We start from the raw sequence: 13,082 nt of genomic DNA on the forward strand, positions 1-13,082 counted from the left end.
ATCAGTTCTCATGATATAGGTTAACAGTGTTAACTGATTGACTTATCAAATTTTAATGGTAAACTAATTATTGATATAAGGAGAGTGGTATTTTGGAGATATTTTCAAGATTAGGATGGTTTTTTAAACAAGAAAAGAAACAATACATTATCGGCGTCTCATTGTTATTTTTAGTAAGTATTTTAGCGACATTAGTGCCAATGGTCATTGCAGCGATTATTGATGGTATGACGGCCAAAACGTTAACAGCCAATCAATTGTGGATTTGGATTGCTATATTATTAGCTATTGCTGTTGCCCAGTATATTATGCGCTATTTTTGGCGAATGAATATTTTTGGAACAGGGGTTAAATTAGAAAAAATCCTGCGTCGTCGTTTATTTGTTCATTTTACTAAGATGGATTCAGTTTTCTTTCAACAACACCGTACAGGTGATTTAATGGCCCATTCTACGGTTGATGTTACGACGGTGCGAATGGTTGCTGGTGGCGGGATACTGACTTTATTTGACTCTATTTCACAAGGTTTAATGACTATCCTCATGATGTTTTTTGCAGTTGACTGGCGCTTGAGTTTAGCAGCTATTTTACCATTACCATTATTAGCGGTTATTATCCGTTTTAATGGTAAAAAGGTTCATTATCATTTTAGACATGCACAAGAAGCTTTTTCATCCATGAATGATAAAGTTCAAGAAAGTATAAGTGGAATGAAAGTCATTAAGACTTTTGGTGAAGAAGAACGCGATATTGCAGACTTTGAAGATCATACCAAAAAAGTGGTTGAAAAAAACCGCAATGCCTACCGTTATGATGCTTTGTTTAGACCAAGTATTCAAGCGGTGATGGGCTTATCTTCGGTTATTTCAGTCTTTTATGGTGGTTATTTAGTCTCTAAAGGTGAATTAACAGTTGGTTTATTAGTGGCATTTCTAAATTATGTAACCCGCATGGGATGGCCGATGATTGCGATTGGACGGTTATTCAATACACTAGAACGTGGAGCTGTTAGCTACAATCGGATTGAAAAATTATTAAAAAATGAAACCCATATTGTCGAAGCAACAGATGCTATAACAACACCAATTGCTGGTGATATTGAATTTAATATTAATCAATTTACCTATCCAGGTGATCAAGAACCGATATTAGAACATGTGCATTTTACACTTAAACAAGGACAAACACTGGGAATTGTAGGGAAAACAGGTGCCGGTAAGTCTTCGATATTCAAATTATTAATGCGAGACTATGATCAATATGATGGTCATATTAGCTTTAATGGTTATGATATTAAGGAGTATTCATTAAATTCTTTATTAACGAACATAGGCTTTGTGCCACAAGATAATTTTCTTTTCTCAACTACCGTTCGGGATAATATCCGTTTTGCGGACCCGCAAGCATCCCAAATGGAAGTAGAAGCAGCAGCTAAATTGACGAGTGTCCATGATGATATTGAAGGCTTTTCTAATGGCTATGATACATTAGTTGGTGAACGAGGAGTAGCCCTTTCTGGTGGTCAAAAACAACGTATTTCAATGGCCAGAGCGATGATGATGAACCCGGAATTACTTATTTTAGATGATTCATTATCTGCGGTTGATGCTCGAACCGAAGAAGAAATTTTAAATGCAATAAAAGCCAATCGTCAAAATAAATCGACGATTATTTCAGCTCATCGCATTAGTAGTGTGATGCATGCCGATGAAATCATTGTCATTGATAATGGAACGATTTCAGAAAGAGGCACACATGATGAATTAATTAATTTAGGTGGATGGTATAAAGAAATGTTTGACCGTCAACAATTAGAACAAGAATGGTCGAAAGAGGTGACAGAATGAGTGCACAAGAAACTTATAAATCAGATTGGGCAAAGAAAATGCCTGTAAAAGAACAAATTGATGTTTCTCGTCGCATCATGGCGTTCGCCTTTGAATTTAAAGGCCAATTTATATTAGCAATGATTTTTAGTTCGGTCTCTTCAATTGTGACAGTTGCAATGCCGCGTGTCATTCAAACATATATTGATAAGTATTTAGGAAATACTAGTGGTACCTTACAAACAGCTTTATTATTTGCTTTAATTTACTTACTGTTGATTGTCATACAAGCGATCAGTAATTACTATTCTTCTTTTTTATTTAGTATAGCTTCTGAAAAGACCGTAGAATCGATACGAAATAAAATTTTTCGCAAAATTAATGGCTTAGGAATGCGTTATTTTGATCAAACACCAGCCGGTTCTATTGTCTCAAGAATTACGAATGATACCGAAACATTAAAAGATTTTTGGGTGGTCTTCTTCTCGTTATTTGAAGGGATTGTCACCGCTACATCGGTTTTTGTAGGAATGTTTTTATTAAATCCGAAGATGGCCTTAATCTTCTTAGGTTTCTTACCGATAATGTTAGCTGTTATTTGGTATTATCAATCTTATAGTTCACGCGTTTATCGTACTTTACGAGAAAATTTAAGTCGATTAAATACTAAATTGAATGAGAATATTACAGGAATGTCTGTTGTTCAACATTTCAGACAAGAACAACGGATGATTGATGAGTTTGATATTGATAACGAAGAACAGTATAGAGGACGTCGCAAAATGATTTCGATGCATGCATTAATGCTTAATCCTTTTATTGCGTTATTAGAATCAATATCATTAGCTATTGTCTTTTATGTTTTAGGAAATCAATTTTTTGACGGAACGATTGAAGTGGGGATTGTTTATGCCTTTACTCAATATAGTACGACCTTCTTTAGACCGATGGGCATGATGATGGAAAGCTTAAGCCAAATGCAAGACGGAGTGGTTTCAAGTTCACGTATTTTACGGGTCATGAATCATACAGAGTTAGTACCTGAACAGTTAGTGAATGATGAAGCGACAATTGATCAGGCAAAAGTTGAATTTAAAAATGTATCTTTTTCATACGATGGCAAACAAGATGTCTTAAAGGATATTACTTTTACGGTTAATCCTGGAGAAACAGTTGCTTTAGTAGGTCATACAGGTAGTGGTAAAAGTTCTATTATCAATGTGTTAATGCGATTTTATGAATACCATGCCGGTGATGTGTTAATTGATGGTCATAGTTTAAGGGAGTTTAGTTATGAACACTTAAGAGACCAAGTAGGACTAGTATTGCAAGATTCATTTTTATTTTATGGTGATGTAGCGCGTAATATTCGATTATTAGATACCTCCATAAGTGATGAAGAAATTAAAGCAGCGGCGCGATTTGTTAATGCCGACACCTTTATCGAAACGGATCCTAAAGGTTATCATAAGAAAGTCATTGAACGGGGTGCCAGTTATTCTAGTGGTCAAAAACAATTAATTTCCTTTGCTAGAACCATGGCACGTCATCCAAAACTATTAATTCTCGATGAGGCAACAGCGAATATTGATACTGAAACGGAAACATATATTCAAAATAGTTTACAAAAGATGCGCCAAGGACGAACAACGATTGCAATTGCTCACCGTTTGAGTACCATTAAGGATGCAAATGAAATATTAGTCTTAGATAAAGGCCGTATTATTGAACGTGGTACCCATGATGAACTAATTGCTTTGCAAGGGACTTATTATCAAATGTATCAGTTGCAATCCATGAGTCACGCATCATAATCAATAAGATGACACCTCTTTTATCGCGAAGACTTCATAAACAGGTTAGTGTTGGCATTGTTCGAATAGGATGGACTAAAGAGGTATTAGCAATATATTTACTAAATGAATCACTAATTTTAAGGCTATCCTATGTAATCGATCTTCATTTCAATCAGCGAAGTTTAGATATATCACTTGCTAACTTAAATGCCGGCCAAAAGACTAATTAGATAATTTCTCAACAAAACGGGGATGGGCAGTTGAAGCGGAAATTAACTTATTTTCACTTCTGATCCACTCCGGTTTTTTTAGTTTTATTTTGTTGTAGTTGGAAGATACAGAAATTAGGTGTCTTTGATAGTAATATGGTACTAGCTTACAAATGATAGGGAGTGAATAGCTTGTATTACAATGGTGGTCTTGGTTTTGATTAAAGCCCCCTATGTTCATCATTTAACCTATTAGCATATCGGTATAGTTGGTACAAAAGAAATGTTTCGAATAAAACTATTGAAAACGGATAACAAAAGTCATATAATGAAATTATGGTTAAGATTTTCTTAAGAAAGGAGACGTTTTCCATTAAGAAGTTTATTTTATTATTAAGTGGTCTTTTAATAAGCTATAACAATACGATGGGATTGATTGCTAATGCAGAAGAATCGACTGAAACATCTGAAATTGTTACAGAACAGACAACAAGCGATTCTAGCATAAGTCATTTTTTAGAAGTACAACCTTTTGATGTAAATCAATTTGTCATTGCCGGCACAACGTCTCCTTCAGCATATTTAAAAATTGAGATTTCGCTTGATCATCAATTGTATACATTCGATGAAGTAGCAGATAATAATGGTCATTTTTATATTAATAAGGAGATGTTATTTGACCCCAATATTGTGATTGATGAGTCTCTATTAAATTCTATAACGGTGACGAGTACTTCCATTGAAACTAATGAACCAATACAAGAGTCACTATATTCTTCCGCGCCACAACCGACATCGCAGACGACTCAATTGACAGCCATTGTAACCTCTAAAACGAATGTTGAATTTTCAAAAACGAATGTCGGCGATATTTTTTTAACAGGATTTGGCGAAGGGTATATCATTGAAGCGATAATGTCTAATGGTCAAGCTTATCAAGCTACTTATGATGAGATGGGATATTTTTATATTGAACTACCATGGAAATTATCAAGTGCTGAACAATTTCAAATTAATATTTATGATGCGAATCAAGTACTCATTGAGACGATTCCCATTACGATGGAGACGAGTGTAGCCGATACGCAAGCTCCTAATGCCCCGACATTAGAACAACATTTAGTTGCGGGACAAATGGTCATCACTGGCTATAGTGAGCCCAACACTTTAGTATTACTGCGTTCAAGGACCAAACCACCGGTCATCATTCCTACAGATTCGATGGGTTATTTTTACTTAGAATTATCGACACCATTTGAAGAGGATGATATCATTTCGGTATTTAGTGTGGATTTAGCTGACAATATGTCTGAAAAAGGAATTATCCAAGAGATTGACCCCAATCCAAATCGACCTGCAATACCAACAATTGAACCTGTGCAACAAGCAAGTATGCAACTGAAAGGAAAAGCGGCTTCCAATACATTAATCGTGTTTAAGAGAGTGACAGCAGAAAAAGTTACTTTTCTACAGACAGAAACCGATGAAAAGGGACTGTTTCAGATTAATATAACGACACCTTTATCGCCAGGAGAAACTTTAATCTTTTATTCAGCCCAAATACTAGCCTACAATAATATTATTTTAAGTGAGCCTGTGCAAATTGTATTAGATTAAAATGCTAGCTAAAAACTTTAAATTGAACTGCTCCTGTTAAAATAAGACTTAAAAAATTAAGTCAATTTAACAGGGGAAAGTTCTTTTTTGTTTCGTTAAAATTTTTACTCTTGATAAAAACCAATACGGGTTTATTAAGTATTAAACAGTGACTACTCGAGTAAGGAAAAAATTTATCAAGTTTATGCCCAGTCTCTTTATAGAGATGCTTTTACAATCTTCCTGTAGTTTGATAAACTATATGAAGCAGTGAACATCATAAGATTTTAATGATGATCACATTTTCAAGAATGTTTTGAAAAAGGATGATAGGTTACCTTAAACAACCTAAATATTTTATAGATGGAGTTTTTAATGAATAATTGCAATGATGCTAGTAACTGGAATGATTTTTTTGCCGGTTATTTCAATACACCTGCCGGCATTCAATTAAAAAAAGTGGTTGATTTAGAGTATCAAACAAATCAAGTATTTCCTCAATATGAGCAAATCTTTCATGCGTTTAAGCTGACACCATTAAATCAAGTAAGAGTAGTGATTCTCGGACAAGACCCTTATCATGATGATGGTCAAGCGCAAGGATTAGCTTTTTCAGTCCCTGATGGTATGAAGTTACCACCTTCATTGAGAAATATTTTTCAAGAGCTAGCCGATGATTTAGGTGTTGAGCCTCCGCTGTCGGGTGATTTAAGTCATTGGGCAACACAAGGCGTTTTATTGCTTAACACTTCATTGACTGTAAGAGCACATCAAGCTAATTCCCATAAAAATATTGGTTGGGAACCCTTAACCGATCTCGTCATTCAACGATTAAATCAGCAATCACTGCCAATCATTTTTGTATTGTGGGGTAAACCCGCTCAAAAGAAACGGGCGTTGATTAAAAATCCACAACATTATATTTTAGAGGCACCTCATCCAAGTCCTTTATCAGCTTATCGTGGATTTTTTGGTTCAAAACCCTTTAGTAAAATTAATCAAATATTGGATAAGCATCCCATTCAATGGGTTAAAAAATGATTGGCCAAGAATACGATACTCTTTTATTAGGGGTGATCTGTAGATTTACAATACAGATTCTATCAAATGACTGTCAAATCTATATAATATTACATAGCGTTACTAACAATAAAGGATTCATGCGTACTATGTCTATTATAAAAACAATAAAAAATTATCAAAAAGGAGTTATTAATCATGACATTTGAAGCAATCTTACCAGAATTAAAAAAAGGAGCTAAAATTATTCGTAAAGGTTGGGGCGGTTATGAAGAATATGTAAAATATATTCCAGAAACGACCATTGAAGGTGTTACCATGACCCCTTATTTTGTCATTATGGTAAAAGGTGAAGGATATAGCATGTTTCAACCAACAGTCTGCGACATTTTGGCAGAGGACTGGATGATTGTCAATGACTAATCTCAAAGTAAAGCGAGAGCACTTTTTGCCACAGCAAATGACGGTTATCGTGACAGGTGCTAGTTCTGGCATTGGTTATGCACAAGTACAAGCTTTTTTAAAAGCAGGGCACCAAGTTTTAGCGGTCGATAAAGTATCCTATCCAGATAATCTACCAGAAACAGACCGTTTAATTTTTATCAAAAAAGATTTAACCGACGAAGCTCACGTTAAGGAAGTTTTTGAAGTTTTAAATCAAAAATATGGGCAATTACAAGTACTTTGTAATACGGCAGGAATGCTAGATAATTATCAAACAATTGAACAAACGAGCTTCAGTCAGTGGCAACAGATACTTGCGAATAATTTGACTTCTCAATTTTTAATGGCGAAGTATGCTTTACCGTATTTATTAAAAAATCCGACCTCGCGTATTATCAATATGGCTTCTATAGCGAGCTTAACTGCTGGTGGTGGTGGAGTTGCTTATACAGCCGCTAAACATGCGATTGCAGGACTCACGAAACAATTAGCCTATGATTATGCTGAACGTGGTCTAAGAGTCAATGCGATCGCACCTGGCGCTATTCAAACACCTATGAATGCGAATGATTTTATCGGTGAAGAGCCAATGGCAAATTGGGTAGCGGTTCAAACACCAGTTAAACGCTGGGCTCAACCGGAAGAAGTAGCCGAATTAACTTTGTTTTTAGCGAGTGATGCAGCTGATTATATGCAAGGCGTTGTTATTCCTCTTGACGGTGGTTGGTTAATACGATAAAATAACAGAGTTGTTAATAAACAACACGATGACACTTCGACGGAAGGAATACCTTCTGCATCCTTTGGTCATCGTTATTACTAGGCTAGGATGACAGCCTACAAAGGAGAATCAAAAATGAATCATCAAAGTTATACTGCGCAAAGTCGCACCATGGATTTGGTAAAATCCGCTATAGTCGTGTCTCTCTATATGGTCTTAACCTTATTAGTTGCACCGGTCGCTTATGGTCCAGTTCAATTTAGAATTTCAGAAATGTTAAATTTCTTAGGACTTTATAACCGTCGTTATATTTATGCTGTAACGTTGGGAGTCTTTTTAGCAAACTTTTATCAATATGGCCCAGTCGATATGGTCATCGGAAGTTTAACAACATTAGCTTCGATGTTTATTGGTCGTTGGGTAGGGGATTGGTTAGTATCATTAAATGAAAAACATCAATTCTTTAAATATGATCCGATGTTTTTAAGATATTTAGCGATGGCTGTAGTATTTGCCGCAGGATGTATTACCATTGCGCTTATGTTAGTAATGGTGGGCGCTGAAGCTGCATTTTGGCCAGTTTACAGTTCATTATTTATCAGTGAATTAGTTGTTATGTTATTAGGAATTCCTGTGATGTATGCGATTAGTAAACGTGTTGATTTTAATGCTTAATAGATAAAAATAACCTTATAGTCAAGCACTGATTCCATTTGGAGTCGCTAGACTATAAGGTTTTTGTTTATCTGAAAGGCTAAATAGGTTAACAAGAGAAGACATCACTAGTTCATGTATACTACTGTTGGGTATTAAAAAAGTTAAGATAGTATTAAGAGACGATAGGCTGAGTACCTGATTTCCATTTTTGATTATTTTTTGAATAATGGGTATCTAAAGGTTAATGGTTTCATAGTAATGATTGTCAAACAGACTCATGTTATCGCAAAAGGCACCAATCTGACTAAAAGTTTCGCTGTAACGCTTTTTAATGGCATTCAATTTATATTATAAGAGTAAACGTATTGTCGTATATCTCATCAAACAGACTAATAACCCAGCACCATCAAAAGGCGATAAATTAATTTCACGGATGTTTCAACCATTTTTAAAGATAAAAAACTAATGAAGCATTAAGTGTCTGGGTATAAACTTGATAAATTTAGTTAAGATTATTGTTCATTAATTAATAGCGCAGTGGTTGAGTGGCCTCAAACTGCGTCTTAAAGAGGTTCGACATCAATTCGATAAAATTAATCAAGTGATTGCTCGATAATAATAGCGCAGTGGTTGAGTGGCCTCAAACTGCGTCTTTAATGAGGTTAAAGATAAATTTGGTAAACTTAATCAAGTTATTGTTATTAAATTAAAAGCGCAGTGGTTGAGTGGTCTCAATCTGCGTCTTTAATGAGGTTAAAGATAAATTTGGTAAACTTAATCAAGTTATTGTTATTAAATTAAAAGCGCAGTGGTTGAGTGGTCTCAAACTGCGTCTTTAATGACTTGCTTGAGACATACTCAACTTTGCCGGGGTGGACAGACAAAGCGAAAATCATTTGATTTTCTACTTTTGGTCCACTCCCAACTTTGCGGGGGTAGGCCGACGAAGCGAAAATTATTTAGTTTTCTACTTCTTGCCCACTCCCTCTCTGTCCATTAGCTTATTTTGATTAATGATCATGTTGGGGTTCTTGCTTTAAAATCGGAGCAATAATGAAAACAGTAATTGCAATAACAATACCTAATATTGAAGCACTTTTAAAGTCATAGGCAGCAGTTGTTAATTGGCTTCCTAAATAATAAGCAACTTGACCTAGAATAAAAGCCCAAACGAGCGTAACGATATATTTCATAATATAACAACCTTCTTTCAGAATTAGTGTAACATAATTAACGAAAAACGGGTAGTAGTTCTATAATAATTCGTCGATTCGTAACAAAATTATTCAGTTTTGCTCCCTATCAAAGTATAGTATAATAGAATTAAATTGTTAAAAGAAAGGAGGATGGCAATGTTATTAAATGTACAAACAGCTTATTCATTATTACAAAGTACCTTACGTCTTGACCAGTATGTTCAGCAAGCTAAACAATATGGTTATCAACACATCGGTATAGCTGATATTAATAGTTTAATTGGTGTTGTTGAATTTTATCAAGCAGCAAAAGCGCAGGATTTAACTCCCATGATTGGCATGACCATGAAAACTCATGGATTAATTCGAGAAGATCGAGAATACAAAGTACTTTTATATGCTAAAAATTACAAAGGTTATCAAGAACTGATTGCCTTATCCAAAAAATTGTCACAAGAAAATTTAGGGCTACATGAACCATGGAGTTTTTTAAAAGAGCATACCGAAAATTTAGTGCTGATTTCAACTGGTAGTGAATCAGAATTAGAGGAGTTTTTACTAGCAGGCGATTATGGAGCGGCCGAAAAAGTAGTCCGTTTGTGGCGTGAAATAATCGGATATGAGAATGTTTATTTTGGCATTGCTGCCTATCCTTATAATCCAAAAGATGTGGCATTATATATTAAATTTGCTCAGTCACATCATTTGACAATGGTAGCTAACCAAAAAGTAAATACATTAGAAGCCAAAGATTTATTTAGTTTGAAAGTATTGGAAGCTATCGATCAAGCCGAAACGATAGAATTGTCATTAAGAGAGATGAAAGGACATCATTTTCTATATCCGTTAGACGAATTAAGAACTATGTATCAATTAGCGAAAATACCGGATGTTATGGAAAATACCCAGCAATTAATCAATCAACTTCAATTTGATATTCCCCTTGAACAGGCCTTCTTACCGAAATTTAAAGTACCAGCCGGCTATGATGCGGATGCTTATTTAAAAACTTTAGTAGAAGATTCGATGAAGGAAAAAGGTCTCTTTGAAAAACGGGCTTATATCGATCGTGCCCAGTATGAATTATCCATTATATCGCAGATGGGATTTAGTGATTATTTCTTAATCGTGTGGGAAATTATGGATTTTTGCCAGAAAAATAATATTCGGGTAGGTCCAGGGCGAGGATCAGCAGCTGGTGCATTAATCAGTTATTTATTAGGTATTACCTTTGTTGATCCCTTGCAATACGATTTACTATTTGAACGTTTCCTCAATCCTGAACGCTATAATATGCCGGATATCGATTTGGATATTCCTGATAACAAACGTGACTTAGTATTAAAACATATCGAAGAACATTATGGTCATTCTCAAGTGGCTCAAATTGGGACACTGGGAACATTTGGCGCCAAACAAGCGGTGCGGGATACTTTAAGAGTATTAGGTGCGTCAACACAAGAGATGAGTCAATGGTCTCGTTCAATACCGACGGAATTAAATATAACGTTAGAACGCGCCTATACCATCTCCGCTAAATTACGAGAAATTGTACAAATGAATGATCAAAATCGTGCCATTTTTCAAGTAGCTTTAACATTAGAAGGATTACCACGTCATATGTCAACCCACGCAGCGGGAGTTATTATTCATGATGAACCACTTGAACAAATAATACCAGTTATGGAACGATCTAACCAAATGATGTTATCGCAATTAACGATGCATCATGTTGAAAAAGTAGGTCTCTTAAAAATGGACATCCTGGGATTAAGAAATTTATCGCTGCTTGACGATATTTTATTAAATATTAAGCGAACACATGGTCAAACATTAGATGTTTATCAATTTCCGATGAATGACGAAGCAACATTGGCTTTATTCAAAACGGCCGATACCAATGGCGTTTTCCAATTTGAGTCGGAAGGGATAAAAAATGTCTTACGTAATTTACAACCAAGTGAATTTGAAGATATAGTCGCCGTCAATGCCTTATTTAGACCGGGTCCGATGCAACAAATTGATGAATATATCAAACGTAAAAAACAGCAAGTACCCGTTGAGTATTTACACCCTCTGTTGGAACCAATCTTAAAATCAACCTATGGTATTATCATTTATCAAGAACAAGTCATGCAGATTTGTCAACAACTAGCCGGTTTTACCTTGGGACAAGCCGATATTTTACGTCGCGCAATGGGTAAAAAACAAGCTGATGTTATGCAAAGAGAACAGGCACATTTTATTGAGGGTGCCCAAGAACGTGGCATCGAATCAGATTTAGCTCAAAAGATTTATCATTATATTGAAGCCTTTGCCAGTTACGGGTTCAACCGATCCCATGCGGTTGTTTATTCTACATTGGCCTATCAGTTGGCTTACTTAAAAGCACATTATCCTTTAGAGTTTTACCAAGCGATCTTGAATCAAGGACGTTCCAATTTAAATAGTTTTGTGGATTATATCGAAGAAGCAAAAAGGCGTTTAGGTAAAATTTTACCGGTTGATATTAATCGCAGTTTTCGTGGAGTGACGATTGAAGAGGATGCATTAAGAATCGGCTTTGAAAGTATTAAAGGCCTTCGACGTGAAATGATTACTCATATTTTAGATGAGCGTAAATTGGAGGGTAATTATCAAGATTTATTTTCGTTTTTAGGACGCTTACCGAAGAAATGGCAAAAACAAGAATTGATTGAAAATCTAGTTCGAGCGGGAGCCTTTGATAGCTTTGGTTATAATCGTGCGACTATTTTTTATAATTTACCAAGTTTCCTACAAAGTATCGAATATAGTGGCTTAAACCTTAACTTATTTGAAGCGATAGAACCAAAAGTGGACATACAAGAAGAATGGTCTCAGACAAAAACAGCCACAGAAGAAAAAGAAGCTTTAGGTTTTACACTGGCACCACATCCTTTAGAACAGTATCAAGCACAGTTAGCGGCGTTAGACGATTTAAACATGCTTTATCAAATGAAAATCAAACGTAAATTAAAGACGATTATTTTTGTACAAGATATACGAGTAATTGAAACTAAAAAAGGGGATGAGATGGCCTTTGTCACGGCGGATACTGGAAAAAATGAAGTATCGCTAGTCGTATTCCCCAATGTTTATATACGTAGAAGTCGCATGATACAGCCCCATGCCATCTTATATATGGAAGGGACAGTTGATCGTAGCCGTCGAGGCGAAATGCAAGTCATTGTGAATCATTTGGCACCAGTAGACGAATATATCTCTGTAGATGAAAAGCCAAAATCGATGAGCAAATGTTTTATTCGTCTGACAGATAATATTGACCTAAAAGAAGTAGTTGAATTTGTCAAAAAACTAGCGACAGAAAATCCTGGTCCATGTAATATTATTTTTGTGACGGAAGATAAACAGACTTGGCAACTAGATGACACCTATCAAATCGGGTTTGGACAAAGCGTTCAAATGGAATTAGAAAACCGTCTAGGCAAGCAAAATATAGCTTTTCGTTAAGACGATTTGATTGATTTTATGAAGTGTTTATGAAAACCAACTCATTTTCACAAAAAGGCTGATTTTGTAAATGTTTACATAAAAATAATTGAAAAATAAAACTTAATTTCTTGACAAACACATGA

General features: G+C 35.3%; 9 protein-coding genes. 8 read left to right on the forward strand and 1 reads right to left on the reverse strand.

The genetic code is table 11. From position 1 onward, the window contains the following. Nucleotides 1-92: 92 nt before the first annotated feature. The 7 genes from B5D12_RS03790 to B5D12_RS03825 all read left to right on the forward strand — a co-directional run bounded on the left by B5D12_RS03790 (nucleotide 93) and on the right by B5D12_RS03825 (nucleotide 8,287). The gene (locus B5D12_RS03790; protein WP_078755564.1) at nucleotides 93-1,847 is read left to right on the forward strand and encodes an ABC transporter ATP-binding protein; all 1,755 of its coding nucleotides are present in this window, start codon (nucleotides 93-95) and stop codon (nucleotides 1,845-1,847) included. Further along, nucleotides 1,844-3,640, forward strand: coding sequence for an ABC transporter ATP-binding protein (locus B5D12_RS03795; protein ID WP_078755565.1), 1,797 nt, complete (start codon nucleotides 1,844-1,846; stop codon nucleotides 3,638-3,640). The genes B5D12_RS03790 and B5D12_RS03795 overlap by 4 nt, the downstream gene beginning before the upstream one ends. 527 nt (nucleotides 3,641-4,167) lie before the next feature. After that, nucleotides 4,168-5,448, forward strand: a complete 1,281-nt coding sequence (locus tag B5D12_RS03800) for a hypothetical protein (protein ID WP_143412032.1) — start codon at nucleotides 4,168-4,170, stop codon at nucleotides 5,446-5,448. Nucleotides 5,449-5,802: 354 nt separating this feature from the next. After that, nucleotides 5,803-6,468, forward strand: a complete 666-nt coding sequence (locus tag B5D12_RS03805; protein WP_078755567.1) for a uracil-DNA glycosylase — start codon at nucleotides 5,803-5,805, stop codon at nucleotides 6,466-6,468. Nucleotides 6,469-6,645: 177 nt separating this feature from the next. Next, entirely contained in the window at nucleotides 6,646-6,870 is a 225-nt protein-coding gene (locus B5D12_RS03815) for a DUF2829 domain-containing protein (RefSeq protein WP_066124049.1), read from the forward strand. Then, nucleotides 6,863-7,630, forward strand: coding sequence for a 3-oxoacyl-ACP reductase (locus B5D12_RS03820; RefSeq protein ID WP_078755569.1), 768 nt, complete (start codon nucleotides 6,863-6,865; stop codon nucleotides 7,628-7,630). The genes B5D12_RS03815 and B5D12_RS03820 overlap by 8 nt, the downstream gene beginning before the upstream one ends. Before the next feature lie 117 nt (nucleotides 7,631-7,747). Further along, a complete protein-coding gene (locus tag B5D12_RS03825; protein WP_078755570.1) occupies nucleotides 7,748-8,287 on the forward strand; it encodes a QueT transporter family protein in 540 nt (179 codons plus the stop codon). 992 nt (nucleotides 8,288-9,279) lie between these two features. Here B5D12_RS03825 and B5D12_RS03830 read toward each other — a convergent pair. Beyond that, nucleotides 9,280-9,462: a YjzD family protein gene (locus tag B5D12_RS03830; RefSeq protein ID WP_078755571.1), complete on the reverse strand. Its 183-nt coding sequence runs from the start codon at nucleotides 9,460-9,462 to the stop codon at nucleotides 9,280-9,282. Between the two features lie 159 nt (nucleotides 9,463-9,621). Here B5D12_RS03830 and B5D12_RS03835 point away from each other — a divergent pair, with 159 nt between their 5' ends. After that, on the forward strand, nucleotides 9,622-12,957 hold the full coding sequence (locus tag B5D12_RS03835; RefSeq protein ID WP_159443852.1) for a DNA polymerase III subunit alpha: 3,336 nt from the start codon (nucleotides 9,622-9,624) through the stop codon (nucleotides 12,955-12,957). Nucleotides 12,958-13,082 lie beyond the last annotated feature (125 nt).

Source organism: Globicatella sulfidifaciens DSM 15739, assembly GCF_900167405.1.
GTDB lineage: Bacteria > Bacillota > Bacilli > Lactobacillales > Aerococcaceae > Globicatella > Globicatella sulfidifaciens.

Coding starts and splice junctions, on each gene's coding strand:
- B5D12_RS03795 (WP_078755565.1), top strand. CDS start 1,844: ATGAGTGCACAAGAAACTTATAAATCAGATTGGGCAAAGAAAATGCCT.
- B5D12_RS03805 (WP_078755567.1), top strand. CDS start 5,803: ATGAATAATTGCAATGATGCTAGTAACTGGAATGATTTTTTTGCCGGT.
- B5D12_RS03800 (WP_143412032.1), top strand. CDS start 4,168: ATGGTTAAGATTTTCTTAAGAAAGGAGACGTTTTCCATTAAGAAGTTT.
- B5D12_RS03835 (WP_159443852.1), top strand. CDS start 9,622: ATGTTATTAAATGTACAAACAGCTTATTCATTATTACAAAGTACCTTA.
- B5D12_RS03820 (WP_078755569.1), top strand. CDS start 6,863: ATGACTAATCTCAAAGTAAAGCGAGAGCACTTTTTGCCACAGCAAATG.
- B5D12_RS03825 (WP_078755570.1), top strand. CDS start 7,748: ATGAATCATCAAAGTTATACTGCGCAAAGTCGCACCATGGATTTGGTA.
- B5D12_RS03830 (WP_078755571.1), bottom strand. CDS start 9,462: ATGAAATATATCGTTACGCTCGTTTGGGCTTTTATTCTAGGTCAAGTT.
- B5D12_RS03815 (WP_066124049.1), top strand. CDS start 6,646: ATGACATTTGAAGCAATCTTACCAGAATTAAAAAAAGGAGCTAAAATT.